Here is a 22,460-nt window from a genome sequence, read left to right on the forward strand (position 1 = left end):
CTGAGTAGACTCCAACTTATCAGGATTGAATTTCTCTTCTTTCAAGCCCGGTCAGATATTATATTTGTAGCACATATATATCTACCTATGAAAAAGCTTTTCTTTCAGGCGATAGCCTGCCTTTCCCTATTAGTATTGTCGCTCCACAGTTTTGCGCAGGAATTTAAGACCAAAGAAATTGAACGTTATTTTCAACAGTCCAAAGGCCAGGTGACCGTAAGCCTGGAAAACAAAAAATTTGTTTTTGTGGCTTCTGACGGCAAAGGGGAGAAATACCGCAAACCTATGGCCCGTGCATCTTTTGAAGTAGGCTATAATAATAAGTTAATTATTTTTTCCTGGGGTGAGCCAATCACCGCAGGCAGCAAAATTATGGCTGATCTGAAAGCCGCCGGCTATACACTGATAGATTCCAATGAAGCTGGTGATATGACTGCCAATACTTATGCCAGTCCTTCCGGTGCTATCAAGGTAGGTGTATTGCTGAGACCCGCTACCAAAGTGGTCAGTGTCGCGTTTGAGAAAGCTGAGTGATAGTTATAACTTCAACACAGACCCCCACAGCCATATTCAGCTGAAAAGCAGAACATATTACCATCGGCAGAAAAAATGCACCTGTCACCGGTTCTGGTATTTTCATCGCAGGAGCAGGTGATAACGGAAGACGCAAGACTGTTTCCCGGCTGCATACCGGAGCTGTATACACTGCAGGCATGTTGCCCTTCGGTATTTCCGATATAATCGCAGCCGGGGTATTTATCGTTAATGGCACCCAAGCCCATGAATTGGGCATGACGGCGAAATTGCGATGTATGGTGTCAACGATTATTACAGTTTATTGCGGATATAAAATCTGCGTTGCAAGAATATCTCCGGAGGTAAATCCATTCCATGGAAGCACAAATGAATTCATCACGGAGTTTGGATCTACGCTGGGAGTTCCAGGTATTAATACCCCAGAGGTCTGGTTGGTGTGATGGAAGCCTATTGTATGGCCAAATTCATGGGTTAGTGCGAACAACTTCTTGCTGGCCTCAAGATTATTGAAATTGGAATTAATTTCAACAGTTACGCCAGGTTTGCTATCTGATCCCGGCAGATATGCTCTGGCGATCCAGTTTGAGCTTTCAAAACCCATAAAAATACGGGTGTTTGCACTAGCCTGATTGGCTACAATAGACATTCCCAGACGGGTACCATTTATAGCATTCCAATTGTTCACTGCGCCCTGAATAGCTGTTCTCCAGCTAGCAGGCACTGCAGGATCAATATAGAACTTAATATTTGTATTGTAAACATTGCTTACAATGTAAGTATTTCTCCGCTGTTCAGTTTGAGGTACGCCGGACTGTTGTTCTCTTTTCCAGGTGGCAACTCGTTGTTCAAGGTCAGGAAGGGTCATGATAATATCACTTTCGATAACAACACGGTCTTTATCAAAGACAATATGCTGCTCATCAAATCCCTGGCTTACCAGGTAATTGGTCATCTCCTTAACATTGGGTGTTGGCGATAAGCCATTCAGTTCTTTGTCTTTCTTTGAGCAGGAAGAGAAGAGGAGTATTAGAGCTACAAGACAGATTACGGAGCTGATATAGCCTCCATTAGGTTGCTTCATGTTAGATAGATTTTGGGTTAAAAATAATAGACTAAAACTAAAGGACACTGGTGGTAATGTGGATGCAGTTACAATAATTAGGAAGGATGACGTACTAACTGAATTATGAACAGATTCCCGGATGACTATAACAGCGCTATGAGTGTAAAAGTCATAGTAAGGATTAGGGAGATTCCTCTTCATGCAAAAAACGTTATTTAGCAGAAAGATGGCCATTCTGGAATTTACCGGGCAATAAATCGCAGAAACTATTATATTAATTAATTATTTAATTCGTTTTATTTATCAGGATTTTTTTTATACTTACGGAACTTTTTCCGCGGTAACCACTTATGGAGATGAATCGATAGGTATACAAATCAGTAAAGCCATCGGCAAACTAACTATCCTGGAGGATATCACCCCTATGGCAATATTGGTAACTCTCTGGTAAAAGACGTTAATGAGAAGTACACCATATTGATGTCCGTGGTAATATCGTCACACATGGCAAGAATGTAGTAACTTGTGAAATCAATACCGGTATTGTACACAACATCCGGGTGGGCGGAGCAATCATTACCCATGGCAAAAACGCCACGCCCGTACTAATAGAAAACGGAGGACAATCCCCGCTGGAATATTTAAATATAGAACAAACCCAAAACTGATACAACGGAAACCTATGCATTACAAGACCTATCGTCCGGAAGGCGTACTGACAGACTACATCGGGCAATTCTACTGGGGCAACAGAGATGCCTCCGACACGGCTTATCATGCCACTGCCAAAACAGGAACAATCCTGACTTTTACCTTTAACCAGCAATCAGACACTTCTTCGCAGCTGATATGTGCTTCGATAGAAGGACAGACAGAACGGTTTACTACCTACTCCGCCAGCGGTTTCGACAGCTTCCTGAGCGTTACGCTCCATCCCAGCGCTGTGAACTCCATCCTTCAGTGTCCGCCGGCAACGTTACAGGATAACTTCTTTCATCTCGGTGACCTGCTGGGAAAAAAAGGTAGACTGCTGGAGGAAAAAATAGCCACTGCGCCCAACAATGAAAGCCGTATCCTGTTACTGCAAGACTTTATCAAAAGTCAGCTGGCCATAGACGGGAAAAAAGACCAGCTCATCATCAGAGCTGTACAGCAGATCAGGAAACAAAGGGGCAATGTAAACATTGATACGCTGGCATCCGATTGTGCACTCTCCAAAAAACAGTTCGAAAGACGGTTCAAACAACAAACCGGTTTCAACCCCAAGCTGTATTCCAGGATTGTTCGCTTTGAGTTCACGCTGACAGACAGAAAATACTATACTTCGCTGACGGGGCTGGCACATGCGGCAGGATACTACGACCAGTCTCACTTTATTCATGAGTTCAAAAAATTCACCGGCTCCACCCCTTCCAGTTATCTGTCTTTCGACGAAGGCTAAAATGTCTCTTTTTTACTATTTATACTAGTCATGAGCCAGTAGTTTTGTGGACATGAACAAATTACTGGAACCATACTACTCACCATATCTTAATTTGCGGAACCGTGTTGTGATGGCCCCGATGACAAGGGGCAGGGCCGACACACAATCCCGTATGGCCACACCACTGATGGCTCAATATTACGGCCAGCGGGCATCGGCAGGACTGATCGTTACAGAAGGTATCGCCGTCAGCCCCGATGCCGTTGGAGGCCCTAATATACCGGGTATTTACACGCCGGAACAGGTTAAAGCCTGGCGGCAGGTAACCACACAGGTACATCGGCATAATGGTAAAATATTCGCACAACTATGGCATGTTGGACGTGTATCCCATCCTAATCTGCTGGATGGCCGGCTCCCCCTCTCTCCTTCCGCCATTGATCCCAACTGCGGCGTATATACCGTCAAAGGCTATACGCAGACAGTTGTTCCCAGAGAAATGAGCACGGCCAATATCCGGCAAACCGTGCAGGACTTTGCACAAGCTGCCATCCATGCCGTAGAAGCGGGTTTTGATGGTGTGGAAATTCATGCGGCCAACGGCTACCTGTTTCATCAGTTTTTTGCAAAATGTTCCAACCAGAGAACAGACGCATACGGCGGTAGCATCGAAAACAGAAGCCGCTTTCTCTTTGAAGTACTGGACGCCATAGGGGAAGGTATTCCACTCTCCCATGTTGGCGTCCGTATTTCTCCTACCTGGAATAATGCTTTTGGTATCGTGACAGATAATGAAACAATTCCCTTGTTTGACTACCTCAGCAGTCAGTTGAACAAATATGACCTGGCATATCTGCACCTGGCCGGATTCCCTGAGCCAGGGCTGTCCATACCGGCATCCGTGCAGATAAGGGCTGTTGCTCAGCGTTTCCGCCAGCTGTATAAAGGAACATATATTGCGAACAGAGGTTTTAACCAGGAAACGGCGAATGAGATAATTGCCGCCGGCATTGCGGATATGGTTTCATTCGGCGAACTATTTATCGCCAATCCTGATCTGGTGGAGCGTTTCAGCAGCCAGGCACCGTTAAATACCCTGGACAGGGCCACCTCCTATCTTTCCGGAGAAAAAGGATATACCGACTATCCCCGTTTAACCGAATAAGTACGACAGGACTACATATTCTGATCACATACTAGCTGATCATCGGCATGTATTTCTGCCTGTTTTCAATGATCACCCAGATGTTGATAGCCAGTAACACCAGTGCTATCGGTAATCCGGACGGAACATACAGCAGATTGGTTAATAAAATACCAATCATTACCGGGAGGATGATAATAGCACCGAGTGCCCTGTATTTGCCGGTAATGAAAAGCACACCACCTACCACTTCTGCTGTACCAATCAGTGGCATTAACCAGCTGATGGTCATAAAAGCACCCATCTGTTTGAGCATGGCTTCAGGCAGATCCTTAGGCGCAGGCATGTAGTTCAAAAATTTATTCAGGCCTGCATTGATAAACATCAACCCGAAAAGAAGACATACGACAAACAAAATTTTCTTTTTCATTCTGATTTGATTTTGGTCTGATTGTATTTATTTTTTTATTGAAACTAATAATTCATCGAGTCCTTCCATAGCCATGGTAATGCCTTCCCTGAAGCCCATCTGGATGATTGTTTCCAGTTGAGCGAGATCGTCATAGCTGATCAGGCACTCCACCAGCGTTTGCGGGCCTTTATCAACAAAAGCCACATCCCAGGTTGACCTTGGCATAGCAGAGTTAATATTGCCATCTGCATCTGTAAAAGCGTCCACCCCGATAAATTGCTGGTGTTTTACAATGGTTTGATAATCGGCCACCGCCCAGTGTTCTTCGCCGGCAGGGCCTACCATGGCATAGAGCCAACGGCCGCCTTCGCGGAAGTCCATTGATTTAGTCCTGGCCTTCCAGGGTTTAGGTGCCCACCATTGATCCAGCAGCTCACTTTTCGTATAGGCGTCCCATACCAAAGGCCGCTCTGCTGCGAATTCCCGTTTGATGGTAATCGTTTTGTTTTCTTTGTTGACAGCGAAGTCTAATGCCGGATTATGCATTTTTTCCTGTTTTATGGTTTACAATACTTTGTCGGGTTCGTTAAACCTGGCCATTAGGCCAGCAGGATCCAATATTGCTTGAAAAACATTTCTTGTCCCCTATCTGTTCACTCATCTTCAGCAACCATTCAGTTGCAAATATACGCAACTAATTGGTTGCTCAAAATATTTTTTTCCCATATCCTCATTATAAACTCAGCAAATAAGCAGGCGATTTCATAAATTTATTATCATATAATCTATCCCCCTATGTCAAAGGTGATCAGTTGCCTTATAAGATCCTTTCTTCTCGTTCTCCTGCTACAACAGGCCACCATGGCCCAACACATCATGATCGACACCACACTGGCAAACGTAGGCGATATTCCTTTCGACAGCCTCCGGGATGATCCTGGTTTTAAGGTCTGCCACCCTGACATTGTGTTTCAATACTATAACACGCCCTACTACTACAAGCAGCATAAAAAGGAAATCTGTAGCGAAATCCTGCGTCAATACAAGCCCGCCAGGGAATTGGCCGGTCAGAACGGATTTGTCACCATCCGCTTTATGATCAATTGTGAAGGACAAACCGGCCGCTTCCGCCTTTATTGCATAGATGAAAACTATCAGCCATCTACATTTCATCCTGCCTTAACCAATCAGCTGATGGAGATCGTGAAAAACCTCAAAGGCTGGCAACCTTCCCTATACAAGGGAAAAACTTACGACACCTACCAATACCTGACTTTTCATATACAGCAAGGAAATATTATCACCATTTCTCCATGAAACAAATCATCTTCCTGTTTATAGGCATCCTGATGGCAACACAGGGCCGGGCCCAGGTTTCTACGGCCGACTCCCTGCTGGCAGAACAGCTGTATGCAAAAAGTGACAGCTTTTATCAAGGCACCAGAATATGCCAACGGTACCTCGACAGCTGTATCAAACTGAATCCCCGTATGGCCAAAGCCTGGCACGAGATCAGCGTCCCCTATCTGAAACGGGGTGATTTTGCCACGTGGCATTATTACATGGAGAAAGCTGTAACACTATCACCTCAAACGATGCTGGATGTACGCGGATGGTGCCGGTTTAAGTTCCTGCGTGATTACCAGGGAGCCATGGCTGATCTGAAAAGATTTGATACCCTCACCCACAATGGTTTCCGTCATACCGGCGACGGCTCCTACTGCCTCTATATAGTAATGGCTTTATGTGAAAGAGAAACCGGGCATTATCAGCAAGCCCTCCGCTATTTCGCCCTCGGCATAGACAGCCTGAAAAAATACAACAATCAGACTCCGCTGGGATCTTATGATTACCTGCACCGCGCTGTTCTGAAATTACGCATGAATGATATCAATGGCGCGCTGGCAGATCTTTCCAGAGAAGGAAAGGTATATCCTGACCTCATGGAAACAAGCTACTACAAAGGAATTGCACTTACCAAACTGAAAAAGTATCCTGAAGCAAGAAAGGCTTTTAATCATGCCAGCGAGCTGCTGCGCACCGGTTTCCGGATGACCGATCCTTATTGCGAAATACATGACACCGTTTATCCGGAAGACATCAGCAACCGGTTACAGGAAATAGCCGCTTTATAAAGCCCTGTTGTCCCTGCTCACTGAGCTGGCTTAAAACTCTGATTGCTGAAGGGCGGAGTAGTTGGTACCGTAATAACATTAAAGGCGTGTTGTGTAGCACGATGGCAATTGTTGCAGGTATTGGTCAGCAAGGTAAAGCTGCTTTTAAACTGTTGCATGTCTTTAGCAGCCACTGCTTTCTTCATGCTGTCCATAGGGGCTGTTATCATTGGAAGGGATTTTAATTCCGCCCTGTCAGCACAATACTGCTGCGCCCTGCTAAATGTCATGTCCATCTCCTTCACTGCAAAGTTCGCCAGGTCCCAGTTCCCTTCTGTGCCCGCAAACCACAGCTTGGCATGATGTATCTGGATATAGGTCATAAACTCTCCGAGCTCAGGTTTAAATGTATTGCCCGCGTGCTGCTCCAGACTGTCTATTCTGTTTTGCAAATCAGCATTATTGCCTGAGCCTCCGCCGCAGGCCATCAACAATAAGGCAAACAAGCCGATGGGGTATTTCATATGCAGATTTTTAATAAAGAACAATTCCGCCACAGCAAAGTTGTTGTACAGCATATATTTATCTTTACAGCTATGACTACTACACCCGATCTCATCATCCGGCAAGAAGAGCCTGCTGATTACGAAGCCGTTTTTAATGTGATTGAAAGTGCTTTTAAGCAGATGGAACACTCAGACCATCAGGAACAATGGCTGGTACAAAGGCTGCGGCAATCACCCGGATTCATCCCGGCGCTGTCGCTGGTAGCTGTATCCGGCCAACAGATCATAGGGCATATTCTGCTTACGCCCATTAAAATAAAAAATGAACAGGAAGCGTTCACTTCTCTGGCCCTCGCACCGGTTTCCGTCATACCGGAATACCAGCACAAAGGAATTGGTGGCAGGCTGATTGAAGCAGCACATCAAAAGGCAAGGGAAGCAGGATTCCGGTCGGTTGTACTGCTGGGGCATGCAGCATATTACCCCAGATTTGGGTATAAAAAAGCCAGCGAATTCGGGATTAAGCTGCCATTTGATGTACCGGATGAATATTGCATGGCGATTGAACTTACAAAAGACGGACTGAATGGGGTAAATGGCATGGTAGAATATCCGGCAGCCTTTTTTGCATAAGGGGAACTTTCACTACTATTGCCCGGCCCCTGTGATATACAGGGGCACAGGCTATTTATACAGATGGGTTGTCAGGTAATCCATTACCAGCATGCGGAGTTATTGCCTGTGGGGCTGCAGCCATATAACCCGGTATAGGCACTGATAGTGCAGTTGGTTTTGGCATAGTTGTCATCATAAATCAAAGTACCATTGGATACCCTTACATATACATTGCCAGGTTGCTGGGAAGTACCTGAAATGATGGCTCCTGCGTCGCAATAGGTATCGCGGCATTTGTTGAGCCAGGTGTTCTGATCCACCGGACCGGTGAACAGAGACGGATCCAGAATTCTCAGCTGAACAACTCCTGCGGCATCCCTGAAACGTACCAGCGGCGCTACGTGATAACCCCAGTATACGCAACAGCTGCCGGTATTGGCGGCCAGGTTACCATACACAAAAAGTTTATCACAATCATAACCCTGTGCGATGAGGATCTGACGCATTTTATGTGCCCTGGCATAACAACCATCAGCAGCATAGCTGTAAGGAATGGTAGGTGTCTTACAAAGATTAAACAGGTTATTGAGTGTCGCTAAATTGGGAATGATAGGCATGTTTTCACTGCGCACGACCTGTTTGGTAGTTTTTGAAGCCTGATAGGCTTCTATGGCCGGCCGGGAAGCTTTTTCCACGCCCGCAATTTCATTCGTGCCTTCGTATATATTTACTTTGATTGGCTCATCATTATCACGGGCAGCGCTGAGCAGGGTCAATACATCCTGGTGTTGTCTGGTATCCAGGGAAAATAAACGGGCTGATTGTACAAAGCCGATGGTGGCCTTATTACCGGTAACATCCAGGCGGTATGGTGTAAACTCTCCGAGTAATACCGGTTTCTCTGATTTAACATTGGCTACAGGTTCGTCTGCCCCTTTCTTACAGGCAACAATGGACACGACTGCCAGTGAAACCACTACCAGCAGTCCCAATAAGGTTTTTTTCATTTGATAAAGATTTTGATTTTTTAGATTAAAAGAGACCACCACTCATCAGGGCTTCTTCTTTGCGTCTATATATCGTTGTTGGGCTGCTTCAGAAGCAGCGGTCACTGATGCAATATCATCGCTGTCTTTATACACCATCACCTTTACGGGCATATCCTTTTTTAAGGCCAGGCTAAGTTGTCTGAGATATTGTCTGGCATTAGCCATGCGCAGGTCCAGCTTATAAAGCCGTGCAGATTGTACAAACCCGGCAGTAACGATATCGTCGTTTTTAGTGACCAGGTAAGGGGTATATTCTCCCAGCAGTATGGGTTGTCGGGTCTCCTGGAAAGCCATAGACGTGGATTTATTACAAGCAGTGTTTACGATGATAAGGTTCGTAAAAAATAAAAACCAGATGAATAGGATACTTCTCAAGTTGTTTCTTTTGGGTTAAGAATGAATAACAAAAATCAGTTTACTACTTTCTACAGACTAAGGATTAAACAACATAGGCAATTATTTTGAGGGTGAAAAAATATGGGTTACAACTATTTTATGAACGCCGTGTAGATGGGTATTGTAGTGATAAAATGCCGTGAGATTGAAGCTTAGTGGATTTCCTCCCGAAATCAGCGGAAGGAGGGCTACAGAACAGGTGATAAAGTGCTAACTTTTTGCTACATACATCCGTTATCAATTTTACAAAAGTAAAAATTAATAATAAAATTTTTATTTCTCCGCTACAACAGGGAATCAAATATAGCGTATACCCCTATACGCAGGACTGCAATGATATCTCCACTCCCAACCACTGTGAAAATATTGCATAAACAACAAAGCGTGATACATCCGGACGGATATATCACGCTTTGTCTGGTAATAAAAGCTCACACCGGCATGGTTGCCGGCTCGCCTTCCAGTATTTCTTTCAGCCGGGGAGCATAACCTTCCCCCCATTTATTAACGGCTGTAATCAGGGGCATTAATGTTTCTCCTGCCGGGGTCAGGTAGTACTCCACGCGCAAAGGCACTTCTGAATAAACGATTTTACCAAGCAGGTCGTGCATCTCCAGCTCCTTCAGCTGGTTCTGCAATACCCGTTTGCTGATGCCGTTGATTGCCTTCACCAGGTCACGCGGACGTGTAGCCCCTTTTGAAATCTCATCCAGAATACAAAACTTCCACTTCGATCCTACCACCTCCATCGCAATACTAAGACCACAACTATAATCAATGGGTATTTTCCTTTGATACATCATCTTCATTCTTCTTATTGATCACAAAAATAAAGAAAACCCTGTTCAGGCCCATGGTGATTAATTTATCACCAGGTGATTAATTATCCCCTTATTGCCTTATCCTCCCATGAATCTCACTTTTGCGTCAGCAAATAAAACACATGGTACAATGAAAACACTGGTCATCATCATTCACCCGAACCTCGAAAGTTCTCTTATAAACAGGCTTTGGCTGGACGCCTTAAAAAAACATCCCGACAAATACACCCTCCATGATCTGCACCATCAGTATCCGGACGAAAAAATAGATATAGAGCGGGAACAGCAGCTGCTGGAAGCCCATGATAAAATCATCTTCCAGTTTCCCTTCTATTGGTTTAATTGTCCACCCTTTTTCAAAAAGTGGCTGGACGAGGTGTTGACCCATGGCTGGGCTTATGGGAAAGACAGCGGTTACCGGCTGGCAGGTAAAAAAATTGCGCTGGGCATTACAGCCGGTATCCGGGAAAACGATTACAATGCAAACGGGCGATATCAATACACCCTCCGGGAGCTGACAGCCCCTTTTGAAGTCACGTTTAATTATATCCGGGCGGACTATCAGTTCTTCTTTGCCTTTTATGGTGCGGAGCATAATCCTGAAACGGCCATAGTGGAGGAAAATGCCCGGGAGTACCTGACATTCATTGATCATCTGTAAACAAAAAAGGTGTGGGCATCCACACCTTTTCCTATCCCGCCTTATTTTATGAGCCCTGAAAATTTTGCAGATATAAACCATTAGCATATATTTAGATATCCTTACCAATACCTCATCCATCCTTAACCTTTTTCAACCGTCACAACCGAATAAACAGCACCAGCGTTCAGTCAATATATTTATAACCCTTAGCTTTTGCAGGCCGGCCAACTCCCTCGGGGAGCCGGCCATTTTATTTTTAAGGGTGTTTTCTATTTCATTATCGATTTGATTTTTTCACCTAAAAAATAAACATATGTCAGCCGTACCCCAAAATGTATCCTTATGGACTTACAGGAGAATTCCTTACTCATTTGTTGACGGTTATCCCTATGCGGGCGATGTGCGCAATGCCATGGACCAATGGGAAAAAGCAGCGGGTGTATATTTTGTTCCCCGCACCACTGAAGCCAATTACATTGTTATCCTATCCGGCAACAGTAGCAGCAGCCCTATCGGTATGCAGGGCGGCCGGCAGACGGTCACCATTAATGCCGGCTACAAAGCGTTGCATGAATTAGGTCATTCACTGGGCCTGATACATGAGCAAAGCCGCAGCGACCGTGACAACTATGTTATCATGGAATGGAACAGCATCGAAAACGGACGTTCCAATCACAATTTTTCACTGGATGTCAGCACCAATCTTACAGACTATGATCAAAAATCGGTGATGCATTACCCTGCACCTGCAACGGGCTGGGGAGGATATCCCGACAACCAGGAAGTATGGACCATGCGCTGGAGCCGGAACCAGAGCGAGCGACTAGGAGCCGGCGCCTACCAGGGCTGGGGTACCTTGTCTGACCTGGATAAAAGCCCCAATGGCCTCTATTCTGTGTACCAGCGGGTACCGGTACCCATGGGCCCTGAAACCGCCCATGGTACCTGGAAGTTTGCCTACCAGGTACAATTCCTGTTTACCATAGGAAACAAAACCTATTTCTTCGGACAAAACATGAATGAAAAAAACTGGTTTATCCAGGAACTGCTGCCAGGTGGACTGATGGGCGCCGAAACGGATCATGGTACCTTTAAATCCGCTTACCAGGCACAATTCCCCTTTACTGTCGGTGGCAACGTATACTTCTTCGGACAAAATCTCAACGACAAAAACTGGTTTATCCGGGAACTGCTGCCCGGTGGTAAAATGGGTAATGAACTCGGTGTTGGTACCTGGAAATTCGGTTACGAGGCAATATTTCCGTTTACCATTGGTGGCAGGGTATTCTACTACGGACAGAATCTGAACGAACGAAACTGGTTTATCCAGGAACTCCTGCCCGGCGGCAGAATGGGTACTGAAACTGCCAACGGTACCTGGAAATTTGCATACAAAGTGCAATTCCCGTTTACGATCGGTAACAGGGTCTTCTTCTACGGACAGAACATGAACGAACGGAACTGGTTCATTCAGGAACTGCTGCCAGGTGGGCTGATGGGCAACGAAACTGCCCATGGCACCTGGAACAATGCCTATGAAGTACAGTTCCCCTACAACATCAACGGCCGCCAATACTTTTATGGCCAAAACCTGAACACCAAATACTGGTTCATACAACGGCTCAATAGTGATGGCACTATGGGCGTGGAAATACAAAATGGGTTCTGGAAATTTGCCTATGCAGCCCAGTTCCCATTCCAGATAGGCAATCAGCAGTTTTTCTATGGGCAGAATATGAACGAGAAAAACTGGTTCATACAACAACTGATCGATCTACCTTAACAGGTAGTTCGTTTTGTTCTAGTGTTCAAGGCTGGCCTGGTGTAAACCGGACCGGCCTTTTTTACAGCAGGTTGTATATTTAGCAAGTTAAGCAAAGTGCTCCACCATCTGAACCTATACCTTTGCCCTATGCAATCCAGAATAGTTACCAGAGAAGATTATCAGAACAGAATCAACGTAGTCATCGAATATATCAATCACCACCTCGGTGAAGAGATAGACCTGAAAACACTTGCTGGTATATCCAATTTCTCGGCCTTTCATTTTCACAGGATTTTCAAAGCTATGCAGGAAGAAACCCTTGCCGCCTATATATCCCGTATCCGGATGGAAAAGGCCGCGCTTTTACTGCGGTATTCCGAACTGCCGGTCGAAAATATTGCATACCAGGTAGGATTCGGAAGCCCTTCCTCCCTTTCACGGGCATTCAAACTTTTCTACGGTATTTCTCCCATCATCTACAAGACAAATCAAAATATCTATCTGACAAAAAGCAAAGAAATGAAAACAACGAACCAGGAGCTCCAAAGCTACCTCCAGCTGAGCGCGCAAATTATCAACCGGGAAAATCAACCTGTAATCTATATCCACCTCACCGGAAGCCCCGACCAGGTGGATTATCCCGGTGCCTATGCCAGGCTCTGGAACTTTCTCGCTGAAGAAAACCTGCTGCCAGCCGAAGCGGAGCATATCGGAATTTATCATGATGATCCTAATGTTACACCGGCAGAGAAACTCCGTTCTGATGTATGCCTCACCATTCACAAGGAAGTTAAACCCAGAGGTGATATCGGTGTAAAGAACCTGGCCGGAGGACGATACGCTGTCTTCCACTATCAGGGCCCTTATCATCATCTCGGAACCATACACGACATGATTTTCAGGGAGTGGCTGCCCAATAGTGGCTATGAACTACGCGATGAACCCTTCTTCGAAAAATTTGTCTCTGACCCTACTAATACACCACCCGACAAACAGCTGGTAGAAATTTATTTTCCTATTCAATAATGACAGCGTAAAGCAGCATGGATTGTTAATCCCTGCTGCTATCGCTGTTGATAACGATCATCTATCATTCCCCCAAAGCATAATTCTTCTGAAGCTGTACTACATCATTGCATTGATGTGCTGCAATTGTAGCATGCAGCAACGCCGCGAAAACATCATATATCGAAGTATCGGGTTGCTCAAACGCTTTTTTATATGCCGGCAGACATTCCATTGCCTTCTTTCTCCAGGCGCTCATTACTATCAGTTTGTTGGATATATCAATGTACAAATATTACTATGCAAAGCATCTTCACGTTTATATATAAAAAAATACAATCTGTTAAAATGTAGATCTATGCGTTGGTTTTTGAAAAAATTAGTACATTTGACCTAAAATAAGATATTTATGAAAGCGATCATCATCGGTGGAGGCATAGGCGGCCTCACCACCGCTATCGCACTGCAGCAACAAGGGTGGACTTACGAGATTTTTGAAGCAGCACCTGAGTATAAGGCAGTGGGAGCAGGTATATTGCTCGGCGCCAACGCCATGAAAGTATATGAACGGCTGGGCCTCACGAAGGTATTGGAAGAGAGGGGTGGTCATCTGGACCATTTATATATAAAAAATTACAAAGGCGGGATACTGCAAACCATAGACAACGACATGCTGGAGCAGTGTTATGGCAACCGCAGTCTGCCTATACATCGTGCTACTTTACAGGCAACCTTGCTGGAGTTCCTGCAACAGCCGGTACAAACAGGCAAAAAATGTATTGCCGTAGCAGAAAGCAGTCAGGGGGTAATTGCCAGGTTTGAAGATGGCAGCGAGTCGCAGGGAGACATCCTCATTGCTGCCGATGGCATAAGATCTGCCATCCGTGAATCCTATATCGGCAGCAAAGGTTATCGTTATTCCGGTCAGGTATGCTGGCGCACTACTATCACGATGGACCTTCCAAAGGCAGAACGGGTGACGACCGCCGAAGTATGGGGTACCGGCAATGGTGTAAGAGCTTCGTATATCCATGTAGGTGGGAACCAGGTATATTTCTGGTTTACCAAAAGACTGCCGGAAGGCGCTCATTTCTCGCCGGAAGAGGCGCTGGCGCTTATACGGCAGGAACTGGCCCCTTTCAGCGGTTATATGAAGGAAGTAGTGGCCCATATTAAAGCCGCACACCTGATCCGTTCCGATCTGTATGACCTGGCCCCCATCAGCGGCTGGCACCGCGGACGTGTGGTATTGCTGGGCGATGCTGCACACGCCACCACCCCCAATCTCGGTCAGGGTGCCAGTCAGGCCATAGAAGACGCTTACGTACTCGCCGATTGCCTTTCCGGCAACAGCCACTATGAAACGGCATTCCGGCAATATGAATCCAGGCGTATCCTGCGGGCCCATAAAATTGTTAGCACCTCCTGGCAGCTGGCACAGCTCACCAACTGGAAAGGAAGTATCGCTGCCGGCATCCGGAATTTCCTGGTACGCAGCATGCCCGCCGCCACCACAAAGAAACAGCTGGACTTTTTATACAAAGCAGACCTCTAAAACAAAAACGGCGCGGGTTACCGCGCCGTTTTTGTTCTTTGATATCACATCAGTCCGTAAGCGCCAGTATTGGCCGCCTTACAGCAGCCTTCCAGGTTTGAAAAGATACACTCAACAATGCCACCAATACTATCACCAGCGCCGGCACTGTATAAAACCAGGCACCTATCGTAATACGATTCGCATAATCATCCAGCCATTTTGATATCATGACAAAACCAATAGGCATCGCCACCAGATAAGCCATCAGGATCAGTTTCAGATAATCTTTTACAAACAACTTTACAATATCACTTTCAGATGCATACATCACTTTACGAATGGCAATTTCTCTGCTACGCTGAAGAATGGTAAAGGAAGAAAGCGCAAACAGGCCCAAGGCAGCAATCACCAGCGCCAGGAAGGTAAACAGACTGAATACATTTCCAAACAGTTGTTCAGGTTTATACTGGATATTAAAATGATCTTCGAGGAAGAAGTAATCAAAGGGCGCATTACCAAATGCCTGCTGCCACCTGGATTTGAGCACTTCCAGCATGGAAGCCGGATTATCAGCCTGATACTTTACCAGGTAATACTGATTAGTCCACCTGGGATTAAAGAACTTCTTTGGCAGATAAACAACAGGAGTTCTCTGCGACTTTTTTGCGCGTTGATAATAATCACTGACCACTCCCACTACCCTGGTGGTTTTGCCTCCATGTCCGAAAGCTCCCTTATCCCACTGTACATTGGTATGCAGGGCTTTGCCCGGATCGTTATAACCCATCAACGCAGCAGCCGATTCATTAACAATAACAGATGATGCATCCTGATCAGAAGCAAGGTTAAAGCCTCTTCCGTTAATACGTCTAATCTCCAGGGCATCAAAAAAATCATCATCCACCAATACAATGTCTATATCGTTACTCTTCTGGCCATTGGCTTTGATGATCTTAGACCGGATCGCCTGTAATTCATCACCCGGCACCGCTGAAGCAGCGGCCACCTTCTCTATGCCAGGTATTTTCTGCAATTCCGATTTGAGATACTGATACTGATTTTCTTCAAAGGCCCCCAGTCCTTTCATCACCAGCACCTTCTCCATTTTCATGCCCAACTCCACATTTTTCATATAGTGCAGCTGCTTAAAAACAGTGACGGTCCCGCAAATCAGCAATACCGCCGATGCAAACTGGCCAACAACCAATACCTTTCTGAGTCCGCCTCCCTGCATATGCTTTGCGGCCCTGCCTTTTAGCGTATCTATCGGTTTAAGGGAGGATAAAACAAATGCAGGATATAAACCGGCAGCGAAAGTACCAACTATCATCAACAGCAACAGGAAAACAACCGTAGCGGAAAGATGTCCGGCTACTGACAAATGTACCTCCACAAAACGTTCAAACAAAGGCAATAGCAACGTAGTAAGCAACAATGCCACCAGCGTAGCCAGCACATTAATAAACAGCGATTCGAAAAGAAACTGTCTGATTAATCCGGAGCGATGCGCACCCAGTGTCTTTCTGACCCCGATTTCCTTAACCCGTTCTATAGACTTTGCAACAGCCAGGTTTATATAGTTGATATAACCAATGATCAGGATAAATATACCGATTAGTATCAGGAAATAAAGGGCCGACCGGCTGGTATTTTTACTTATCCCAAACTTGAGATCGGGGCCAAGATGTATGGCAGACAAAGGCTGTATCACAAATTCAATTTCATCATTAAAGTTCCCCATCTCTGCGCCAAACAAACGTCTTCGCTCCTGCGACATTTTTTGCCCGAGATTCACCGGATCGGCGCCATTCCTCAATAACAAATAGTTATAGGTGTAATCCCAATGCCACCAGGTACTTCCTTCGTTTAGTCCCTGGAAGATAGAGGTAAAGGACAACAATGCATTAAACTGAATATGAGAATTGACAGGCGGGTCTTTTACAATGCCTGTCACCTCAAAGGTTTCCTGCTCCAGTTGTCCGCCTGTTTTTATTGTTAGGGTTTTACCAACAATATCGTCCAGTGATTTGAAGTATTTCATGGCGAGCGATTCTGTCAGCACTATTGTAAAGGGTCTGCTAAGTGCGTTGGCCAGACTTCCTCTCACCATATTAAAAGAGAACATTTTTAAAAACCCGGGATCTGCAAAATAAACGTTGTCTTCACTGATCTTTTTATCTTCATAGCTGATCACTTCTTTCCCAATAAAAGTTTTCACCGGCGCCAAACGCCCGTACTCCGCAATTTCCGGGAAGATTTCCTTTGCGCCCGGACCCGTCCAGGGAACGGTGAGTGCCCTGTGGTCTTCCTGTACCTTGCCTTTGTTCCAAAGAGAAGTTACCCGGTAAATGTTATTATTATTGACATGAAACTTATCAAAGCTCATTTCAAAATAAACATATTTAAAAAGCAACAGGCAAGCTGCGATAGCGATGGCCAGCCCCATGACATTGATACCGGTGAAAAATTTTTCCTTCCATAGGTTACGGAAAGTGGCGCGGGCAAGGTCTTTGAACATATGGGAAACGTTATGTCTAAAAATAATTATTATCTCCGGAAAAATACCCGAATTGGCCCCTGCCCTGCGTTCTTTCTTCAGCTTGATATGTTGGTACCCCGCAATAAAAAAGAGATACCCGCTTGAGTATCTCCTTTTATGCATTTCCATCTGGTTATTTTTCCCGGATGGCAGTCTTGTCATGTAATATCATTTCAGCGATCTGGTCTTTACGTTTGAAAGAAACACCTTTGTGCTGTTGCATGTATTTAATGAGATCGTATGCCGTCTTTACCATCTGTGGCGTACCTCCGATACGGTCGTGGAAGCTGATGGACAGCTGTCTTCTTTTAAATTCTCCTTCAGCATACAGCTGGTCAAAATCTGCCTTTACCTGAGAGAAAAACTGGTCTACCGAAAAATGTCTTCCTTCAATGAGCAGTATATCATTATTTCTCAGTGTATAAGGCACCACCGCAAAATCCCGGTTATTTACCCGGATGATAAAGGGCTCATCTCTGCTTAAATCATCAATATGATAGGTAAACCCAAGCTCCTGCAGTATTTTCAGGGTGTTTTCCCCTCTGCGCAGCCAGTTGGCGTTATATCCTACGGTAGTAGCTCCTGTAACTTTTTTAACAGCATCCAGCCCGTCCTTTATAAATTTCTTTTCATCTTCATAGGGCAGATTATACTGTGCGCTCCAGTTCATTCCATGGGCAGCAGCTTCATGGCCCCGGTCCACTATTTCCTTTGCCAGCCGGGGATTGTTGAGCACCGCGGATCCCACCATATGTGAGGTTACCTTAATGCCCAGTTTATCCCAGTTATCCAGCATCCGGGGAATGCCTTCCTTGTAGCCATATTGATACCAGGTTGCTGCCGGCAAATCGCTGTATCCTTTTTCCATATTCTGCGGGAATGGGCTCTCCGCATTATCGGGTTGTCCACCTGATTCGAATTGCATGGAGATAGACACGACTAATCTGGAGCCATCTGCCCATCGGGTGGCTGTGTTCATAGCATGTTCCTGTGTTGGGATATTTAGTAAATCTGTGAACGGCAAAAGGCTGAGTGCGCCGATTTTACCGGTTTGTTTGATGAATGTCCGTCTTGTGCTCATAAATGGTCAGTGCCGGTTCTTTAAAGATGTCCCTGACACTGATGCAAAACTCCGACAGATTACCTGCAAAAGCGCTGTACATTTCATTGAAAAATCGGTAAATATCGGGGATACAACAGGACTATTGAATACGGAGACGTCTATACATACCGATCAGTATAATCACACAGGTGGCCAGCATGGTTAATGCAACTAATATCAGCAGGAAAGAGATGATGCCATCCACTAAAGGTGTTCCTGCTTGCCCGCCTGCTATAGGCATCATTTTACCAGCACCAGTAATCGCTGCTATTAAAACCGCGATCAGATTAGCGAATGTGCCGTACACCACCAGCCAGTATGTTATCTTCAACCAGGTGGGGGATATCATCATTTTTTCCCATATCAGTCCCAGTACTATTAAAAATGTTCCATTCATCACTCCTTCCAGATGAGCACTCAAGCCCATTCGTGGATTAACCATGAAAGGGCCGAACACACCGGCAAGTAATCCGAGCAGGAACAGTACAAGGCCAAGAAAGATTAGTTTGTTACCCTGATGGGCCTGAGAGGTGACTGTCATACATTTGGGGGTTTATACAATTAACATTCACTGCCGTAAGCTGCTATAAGATAATGATAATTTTGGAAAATGTCTTATATTCCCGGTAATCGGGTGCTCCGGATCTGACGCAGGTAAAATTTTTTTTTACTACATGGGGGTACCAGCCATATAAAACGTCAAATAGGGAAATACCTGCAATTTTTGAAAATATTAATAAAATAACACTTTTGTTACTTACTGATATTATGAAATATGCTGATTTACAATTATATTTACCACTTTTACTCCTGAAAGGGGAGTAACAAACTAAACTTTGTTGATTTGTCAAGTATTATCTATTACTGCCTACAACCTGTTATTTACGGTGTGGCACTGTTGCCATTTCGTTTATTGTACCTGTTATCCGACGCTATGTATGTGTTGCTTTACTATGTCCTGTCGTACAGGAAAAAAGTAGTGATGAGCAACCTGCGTGCATCTTTTCCAGATAAGAGTGATACCGAACTGAAGCGAATCTGCAAGGATTTCTATCACTATCTCTGTGACATGTTTCTGGAAACATTCAAAACACTTACCATCAGCAAAGCGGAGATGGTAAGGCGTTGCAGTTTCACGCCTGCCACCGTTGAATTATTTAATCAACTCGCCGAACAAAAGAAGAGTACTGTACTGGTGATGGGCCATAAAGGCAACTGGGAATGGGCCGGCAATACCTTCAGCATCCTGTGCAAGCAACAGCTATACGTGATCTATCATCCACTGGCCAACAAACAATTCAACAACCTGATGTATAAAATGCGTACCCGCTTTGGCACTAAATTAATTGCCATGCAGGACACATTCCGTGAAATGGTGAAAAACAGACAGGAGGTAAACGCCACCGCATTTATCGCAGATCAGTCACCACAGCCCGCTACAGCACAGTGGACCACCTTCCTTCATCAGGATACACCTGTTTCCAAAGGTACGGAGAAGATAGCCCAGAAAATGAACTACCCGGTTGTATATGTATCCGTTATCCGCATCAAAAGAGGCTACTACAGTGTAAAAGCTTCCATGCTGGTAGAGACACCGACGGCCGAAAACGAAGGCGCTATCACCATCTCGCATACACGAAAACTGGAACAGGACATCATGGAACAACCTGCAACCTGGCTCTGGTCGCACAGAAGATGGAAGCACAAACGCACACAGCCTGTATAAATCCGGCTCATCATATATAACGACAGCGAACTTATCATCATTCAATTTAATATGCTTATGCGCGAAGGGAAAGACCTTATACTGGCTACTAAACCCTATGCCAGTGAAATCAGGTCCAGCAGCTGGTTTCATTTATGTACTACACTGGGACTACTTTTAATTGCCCTTACCGGCACCCTCATTATTCCGTTTTTTGCAGGGAGGTTAGTCACCAGTATTCTTTCAGGTCTGCTGATTGTGCGGATGTTCGTCATCTACCATGATCATCAGCACCATACCATCCTGCAGCAATCCCGCGTGGCCAACGCCATCATGACCATTTTCGGCCTGTACATCCTGGCACCCACCAGCATATGGAAACGTTCTCACGATTATCATCACAAGCATAACTCAAAACTGTTCAGTGCCAGCATTGGCTCCTACCCTATCGCCACCCGGCATAAATTTGAACAGATGAGCCGTAAGGAAAGAAGAGCTTATCTCTTCAGCAGACATCCGCTTACCATCCTCGCCGGCTATCTGTCCATGTTCATGATTGGTATGTGTCTGCAGTCATTTCTCAGCAGCCCGCGTAAACACCTGGACAGCCTTCTCGCCCTGGTATTACATATATCCGGCAGCGTGGCCATCTGTTATTTCCTGGGCTGGCAGACCTGGATGCTTTTTATTCTGATACCTTTTACCATCTCCTGCTGTATTGGAGCCTACCTGTTTTATGCACAACATAATTTCCCGGGTGTTACCTTTAACGATAATGAAGACTGGTGTTATCACGAGGCCGCTTTGCTGTCATCTAGCTATATGCTGATGTCGCCGGTTATGAACTGGTTTACCGCCAACATAGGCTATCACCATATTCACCATCTGAATGCCCGTATCCCTTTCTATCGGTTACCACAGGCAATGGCCGGGATCCCGGAACTGCAAAATGCCAAAACCACCAGCCTCCGCGTAAAGGATATCATAGCCTGTTGCAGGCTCAAAATATGGGACCCTCAACAACAGCGCATGCTCTCGCTCCGCGAAGCTGCTGCACTGAGGAGACGTGGATATCAACCACAGCCAGCTATTGTAACAGAAGCTGTTTCATAAGTCAATTTATAGCAGCAACGGCTGCATAGATGTAAATCTGCAGCCGTTACTTCAATAATAAATATCCTCTGCCATCTACTGCTTTCAGATCTCTTCCCCCCTCTATTGATCACAATATTCAGCGGTTTATTCGTGTCTTACTGACAGTTTTAAGCTAATACTACTTCGATTTAAAGAAAAAATTAAAGAACAAAACCTGATACTGCGCAGCCTTTGACCAGTATGCATGATCATGCGCACCTTCCCCTTCAATATAGGTATGGGCCACGTGATGCTGGTCGAGGTATTCATGCAGCCGGCGGTTGTATGACAGAAAAGGATCGGCAGCGCCGCAACTGATAATCAGCTGCTGCTGGCTGAAGACAAAGTACCGGGCATTGTCCAGCACATTATAATATTTCCATTTTGTGCTGTCTGCTCCTACCAGTTTATCAATACCGAAATCCATCACAAACGGGGTGAAGTCCACGGCACCACAAATACTACCCAGTACACCAAAATTTGATGATTGTTTTACTCCAATATACAGCGCACCGTGGCCTCCCATACTCCAGCCCATCAGGCCGCGCTGGTCGCGGGATGCTGTGGTGGGATAGTGCTGATCTATATAACTGACCAGTTCCTGTCCGATGAAGGTTTCATACATACTGTTCTTTCTGACAGGACTGTTGATATACCAGCTGTCAAAACCTCCGTCCGGGAGAATGAATATGATACCGTACTGATCTGCCATTTCCGGCAAAGCCGGAATGTCTTCTTTCAAAGTTCTGTCGGGGTTGCCGCTGTATCCGTGAAGTACATATACCGTCGGAAAACGTTGTCCTGCCTTCTTCTGAGCAGGAGATACAACGAGGGTCCTGATGGGTTTGTTCATTGCATTACTGAAAACAGCAACAGTATCTACAGTGGCGGCCTTCACAAACAGAACCGGCACCAGCAACAACCACAGAGTAATAATCGGATGTTTCATG

At 45.4% G+C, this 22,460-nt stretch carries 24 protein-coding genes; 12 read left to right on the forward strand and 12 right to left on the reverse strand.

Translation table 11 applies throughout. The features are described 5' to 3' along the window. Positions 1 to 87: 87 nt before the first annotated feature. Positions 88 to 534 (forward strand): hypothetical protein, encoded by a 447-nt coding sequence (locus KD145_RS07270; protein WP_212005244.1) that lies wholly within the window; start codon positions 88 to 90, stop codon positions 532 to 534. Between the two features lie 301 nt (positions 535 to 835). On the opposite strand, the gene KD145_RS07275 is transcribed toward KD145_RS07270, so the two are convergent. Further along, positions 836 to 1,618: a M57 family metalloprotease gene (locus KD145_RS07275; RefSeq protein WP_212005245.1), complete on the reverse strand. Its 783-nt coding sequence runs from the start codon at positions 1,616 to 1,618 to the stop codon at positions 836 to 838. Between the two features lie 664 nt (positions 1,619 to 2,282). On the opposite strand from KD145_RS07275, the gene KD145_RS07280 reads away from it, so the two are divergent. Together KD145_RS07280 and KD145_RS07285 are read left to right on the forward strand one after the other, a co-directional pair. Then, positions 2,283 to 3,041, forward strand: a complete 759-nt coding sequence (locus KD145_RS07280; protein ID WP_212005246.1) for an AraC family transcriptional regulator — start codon at positions 2,283 to 2,285, stop codon at positions 3,039 to 3,041. Between the two features lie 52 nt (positions 3,042 to 3,093). Then, a complete protein-coding gene (locus KD145_RS07285; protein WP_212005247.1) occupies positions 3,094 to 4,188 on the forward strand; it encodes an alkene reductase in 1,095 nt (364 codons plus the stop codon). A 31-nt stretch (positions 4,189 to 4,219) separates the two neighbouring features. Here the strand turns inward: KD145_RS07285 and KD145_RS07290 are convergent, their stop codons facing one another. Beyond that, positions 4,220 to 4,597: a DoxX family protein gene (locus tag KD145_RS07290; protein ID WP_212005248.1), complete on the reverse strand. Its 378-nt coding sequence runs from the start codon at positions 4,595 to 4,597 to the stop codon at positions 4,220 to 4,222. Positions 4,598 to 4,624: 27 nt separating this feature from the next. Continuing rightward, the gene (locus KD145_RS07295; protein WP_212005249.1) at positions 4,625 to 5,125 is read right to left on the reverse strand and encodes an SRPBCC domain-containing protein; all 501 of its coding nucleotides are present in this window, start codon (positions 5,123 to 5,125) and stop codon (positions 4,625 to 4,627) included. Positions 5,126 to 5,374: 249 nt separating this feature from the next. On the opposite strand from KD145_RS07295, the gene KD145_RS07300 reads away from it, so the two are divergent. Together KD145_RS07300 and KD145_RS07305 are read left to right on the forward strand one after the other, a co-directional pair. Further along, complete coding sequence (locus tag KD145_RS07300; RefSeq protein WP_212005250.1) at positions 5,375 to 5,896, forward strand: hypothetical protein; 522 nt, start codon at positions 5,375 to 5,377, stop codon at positions 5,894 to 5,896. Next, complete coding sequence (locus tag KD145_RS07305; RefSeq protein ID WP_212005251.1) at positions 5,893 to 6,714, forward strand: tetratricopeptide repeat protein; 822 nt, start codon at positions 5,893 to 5,895, stop codon at positions 6,712 to 6,714. Before KD145_RS07300 ends, KD145_RS07305 begins: the two co-directional genes overlap by 4 nt. Positions 6,715 to 6,731: 17 nt before the next feature. Here KD145_RS07305 and KD145_RS07310 read toward each other — a convergent pair whose 3' ends face one another. After that, the gene (locus KD145_RS07310; RefSeq protein WP_212005252.1) at positions 6,732 to 7,217 is read right to left on the reverse strand and encodes a hypothetical protein; all 486 of its coding nucleotides are present in this window, start codon (positions 7,215 to 7,217) and stop codon (positions 6,732 to 6,734) included. A 72-nt stretch (positions 7,218 to 7,289) separates the two neighbouring features. Between KD145_RS07310 and KD145_RS07315 the strand changes: the two genes are divergently transcribed. Beyond that, the gene (locus KD145_RS07315; protein ID WP_212005253.1) at positions 7,290 to 7,832 is read left to right on the forward strand and encodes a GNAT family N-acetyltransferase; all 543 of its coding nucleotides are present in this window, start codon (positions 7,290 to 7,292) and stop codon (positions 7,830 to 7,832) included. Between the two features lie 83 nt (positions 7,833 to 7,915). Here the strand turns inward: KD145_RS07315 and KD145_RS07320 are convergent, their stop codons facing one another. The 3 genes from KD145_RS07320 to KD145_RS07330 all read right to left on the reverse strand — a co-directional run bounded on the left by KD145_RS07320 (position 7,916) and on the right by KD145_RS07330 (position 10,062). After that, a complete protein-coding gene (locus KD145_RS07320) occupies positions 7,916 to 8,821 on the reverse strand; it encodes a protein-glutamine glutaminase (RefSeq protein WP_212005254.1) in 906 nt (301 codons plus the stop codon). A gap of 45 nt (positions 8,822 to 8,866) precedes the next feature. Then, entirely contained in the window at positions 8,867 to 9,157 is a 291-nt protein-coding gene (locus KD145_RS07325; RefSeq protein WP_212005255.1) for a hypothetical protein, read from the reverse strand. A 533-nt stretch (positions 9,158 to 9,690) separates the two neighbouring features. Continuing rightward, positions 9,691 to 10,062, reverse strand: coding sequence for a helix-turn-helix domain-containing protein (locus tag KD145_RS07330; protein WP_212005256.1), 372 nt, complete (start codon positions 10,060 to 10,062; stop codon positions 9,691 to 9,693). Positions 10,063 to 10,210: 148 nt separating this feature from the next. Here KD145_RS07330 and KD145_RS07335 point away from each other — a divergent pair, with 148 nt between their 5' ends. The 3 genes from KD145_RS07335 (at position 10,211) to KD145_RS07345 (ending at position 13,514) form a co-directional block, all read left to right on the forward strand. Beyond that, positions 10,211 to 10,741, forward strand: a complete 531-nt coding sequence (locus KD145_RS07335; RefSeq protein ID WP_212005257.1) for an NAD(P)H-dependent oxidoreductase — start codon at positions 10,211 to 10,213, stop codon at positions 10,739 to 10,741. A 295-nt stretch (positions 10,742 to 11,036) separates the two neighbouring features. Beyond that, the gene (locus KD145_RS07340; protein WP_212005258.1) at positions 11,037 to 12,506 is read left to right on the forward strand and encodes a M12 family metallopeptidase; all 1,470 of its coding nucleotides are present in this window, start codon (positions 11,037 to 11,039) and stop codon (positions 12,504 to 12,506) included. A 129-nt stretch (positions 12,507 to 12,635) separates the two neighbouring features. Next, entirely contained in the window at positions 12,636 to 13,514 is an 879-nt protein-coding gene (locus KD145_RS07345) for a GyrI-like domain-containing protein (RefSeq protein ID WP_212005259.1), read from the forward strand. A 64-nt stretch (positions 13,515 to 13,578) separates the two neighbouring features. On the opposite strand, the gene KD145_RS07350 is transcribed toward KD145_RS07345, so the two are convergent. After that, the gene (locus KD145_RS07350; protein WP_212005260.1) at positions 13,579 to 13,752 is read right to left on the reverse strand and encodes a hypothetical protein; all 174 of its coding nucleotides are present in this window, start codon (positions 13,750 to 13,752) and stop codon (positions 13,579 to 13,581) included. Positions 13,753 to 13,902: 150 nt separating this feature from the next. On the opposite strand from KD145_RS07350, the gene KD145_RS07355 reads away from it, so the two are divergent. Continuing rightward, complete coding sequence (locus KD145_RS07355; protein ID WP_212005261.1) at positions 13,903 to 15,048, forward strand: FAD-dependent monooxygenase; 1,146 nt, start codon at positions 13,903 to 13,905, stop codon at positions 15,046 to 15,048. Positions 15,049 to 15,097: 49 nt separating this feature from the next. On the opposite strand, the gene KD145_RS07360 is transcribed toward KD145_RS07355, so the two are convergent. The 3 genes from KD145_RS07360 to KD145_RS07370 form a co-directional block, all read right to left on the reverse strand. Continuing rightward, positions 15,098 to 17,548 carry an ABC transporter permease gene (locus KD145_RS07360; RefSeq protein ID WP_212005262.1) on the reverse strand — a complete coding sequence of 817 codons (2,451 nt, stop codon included), beginning with the start codon at positions 17,546 to 17,548 and terminating at the stop codon, positions 15,098 to 15,100. Between the two features lie 154 nt (positions 17,549 to 17,702). Further along, on the reverse strand, positions 17,703 to 18,650 hold the full coding sequence (locus KD145_RS07365) for a polysaccharide deacetylase family protein (protein WP_212005263.1): 948 nt from the start codon (positions 18,648 to 18,650) through the stop codon (positions 17,703 to 17,705). Between the two features lie 121 nt (positions 18,651 to 18,771). Next, positions 18,772 to 19,212: a hypothetical protein gene (locus tag KD145_RS07370; RefSeq protein WP_212005264.1), complete on the reverse strand. Its 441-nt coding sequence runs from the start codon at positions 19,210 to 19,212 to the stop codon at positions 18,772 to 18,774. 303 nt (positions 19,213 to 19,515) lie between these two features. On the opposite strand from KD145_RS07370, the gene KD145_RS07375 reads away from it, so the two are divergent. Further along, a complete protein-coding gene (locus KD145_RS07375) occupies positions 19,516 to 20,397 on the forward strand; it encodes a lysophospholipid acyltransferase family protein (RefSeq protein ID WP_212005265.1) in 882 nt (293 codons plus the stop codon). A 57-nt stretch (positions 20,398 to 20,454) separates the two neighbouring features. After that, on the forward strand, positions 20,455 to 21,489 hold the full coding sequence (locus KD145_RS07380; protein WP_212005266.1) for a fatty acid desaturase: 1,035 nt from the start codon (positions 20,455 to 20,457) through the stop codon (positions 21,487 to 21,489). Positions 21,490 to 21,649: 160 nt separating this feature from the next. Here the strand turns inward: KD145_RS07380 and KD145_RS07385 are convergent, their stop codons facing one another. Further along, positions 21,650 to 22,459 carry an alpha/beta hydrolase family protein gene (locus tag KD145_RS07385; RefSeq protein ID WP_212005267.1) on the reverse strand — a complete coding sequence of 270 codons (810 nt, stop codon included), beginning with the start codon at positions 22,457 to 22,459 and terminating at the stop codon, positions 21,650 to 21,652. Position 22,460: the final 1 nt, after the last annotated feature.

Source organism: Chitinophaga sp. HK235 (assembly GCF_018255755.1).
In the GTDB taxonomy this organism is placed as follows: Bacteria; Bacteroidota; Bacteroidia; order Chitinophagales; family Chitinophagaceae; genus Chitinophaga.

Excerpts from the sequence above, each read along its gene's own strand:
- KD145_RS07340 (WP_212005258.1), top strand. The coding sequence starts at position 11,037 with ATGTCAGCCGTACCCCAAAATGTATCCTTATGGACTTACAGGAGAATT.
- KD145_RS07300 (WP_212005250.1), top strand. The coding sequence starts at position 5,375 with ATGTCAAAGGTGATCAGTTGCCTTATAAGATCCTTTCTTCTCGTTCTC.
- KD145_RS07320 (WP_212005254.1), bottom strand. The coding sequence starts at position 8,821 with ATGAAAAAAACCTTATTGGGACTGCTGGTAGTGGTTTCACTGGCAGTC.
- KD145_RS07290 (WP_212005248.1), bottom strand. The coding sequence starts at position 4,597 with ATGAAAAAGAAAATTTTGTTTGTCGTATGTCTTCTTTTCGGGTTGATG.
- KD145_RS07315 (WP_212005253.1), top strand. The coding sequence starts at position 7,290 with ATGACTACTACACCCGATCTCATCATCCGGCAAGAAGAGCCTGCTGAT.
- KD145_RS07330 (WP_212005256.1), bottom strand. The coding sequence starts at position 10,062 with ATGATGTATCAAAGGAAAATACCCATTGATTATAGTTGTGGTCTTAGT.
- KD145_RS07350 (WP_212005260.1), bottom strand. The coding sequence starts at position 13,752 with ATGAGCGCCTGGAGAAAGAAGGCAATGGAATGTCTGCCGGCATATAAA.
- KD145_RS07310 (WP_212005252.1), bottom strand. The coding sequence starts at position 7,217 with ATGAAATACCCCATCGGCTTGTTTGCCTTATTGTTGATGGCCTGCGGC.
- KD145_RS07285 (WP_212005247.1), top strand. The coding sequence starts at position 3,094 with ATGAACAAATTACTGGAACCATACTACTCACCATATCTTAATTTGCGG.
- KD145_RS07280 (WP_212005246.1), top strand. The coding sequence starts at position 2,283 with ATGCATTACAAGACCTATCGTCCGGAAGGCGTACTGACAGACTACATC.
- KD145_RS07295 (WP_212005249.1), bottom strand. The coding sequence starts at position 5,125 with ATGCATAATCCGGCATTAGACTTCGCTGTCAACAAAGAAAACAAAACG.
- KD145_RS07325 (WP_212005255.1), bottom strand. The coding sequence starts at position 9,157 with ATGGCTTTCCAGGAGACCCGACAACCCATACTGCTGGGAGAATATACC.
- KD145_RS07345 (WP_212005259.1), top strand. The coding sequence starts at position 12,636 with ATGCAATCCAGAATAGTTACCAGAGAAGATTATCAGAACAGAATCAAC.
- KD145_RS07380 (WP_212005266.1), top strand. The coding sequence starts at position 20,455 with ATGCGCGAAGGGAAAGACCTTATACTGGCTACTAAACCCTATGCCAGT.
- KD145_RS07305 (WP_212005251.1), top strand. The coding sequence starts at position 5,893 with ATGAAACAAATCATCTTCCTGTTTATAGGCATCCTGATGGCAACACAG.
- KD145_RS07365 (WP_212005263.1), bottom strand. The coding sequence starts at position 18,650 with ATGAGCACAAGACGGACATTCATCAAACAAACCGGTAAAATCGGCGCA.
- KD145_RS07335 (WP_212005257.1), top strand. The coding sequence starts at position 10,211 with ATGAAAACACTGGTCATCATCATTCACCCGAACCTCGAAAGTTCTCTT.
- KD145_RS07370 (WP_212005264.1), bottom strand. The coding sequence starts at position 19,212 with ATGACAGTCACCTCTCAGGCCCATCAGGGTAACAAACTAATCTTTCTT.
- KD145_RS07275 (WP_212005245.1), bottom strand. The coding sequence starts at position 1,618 with ATGAAGCAACCTAATGGAGGCTATATCAGCTCCGTAATCTGTCTTGTA.
- KD145_RS07385 (WP_212005267.1), bottom strand. The coding sequence starts at position 22,459 with ATGAAACATCCGATTATTACTCTGTGGTTGTTGCTGGTGCCGGTTCTG.
- KD145_RS07360 (WP_212005262.1), bottom strand. The coding sequence starts at position 17,548 with ATGTTCAAAGACCTTGCCCGCGCCACTTTCCGTAACCTATGGAAGGAA.
- KD145_RS07355 (WP_212005261.1), top strand. The coding sequence starts at position 13,903 with ATGAAAGCGATCATCATCGGTGGAGGCATAGGCGGCCTCACCACCGCT.
- KD145_RS07270 (WP_212005244.1), top strand. The coding sequence starts at position 88 with ATGAAAAAGCTTTTCTTTCAGGCGATAGCCTGCCTTTCCCTATTAGTA.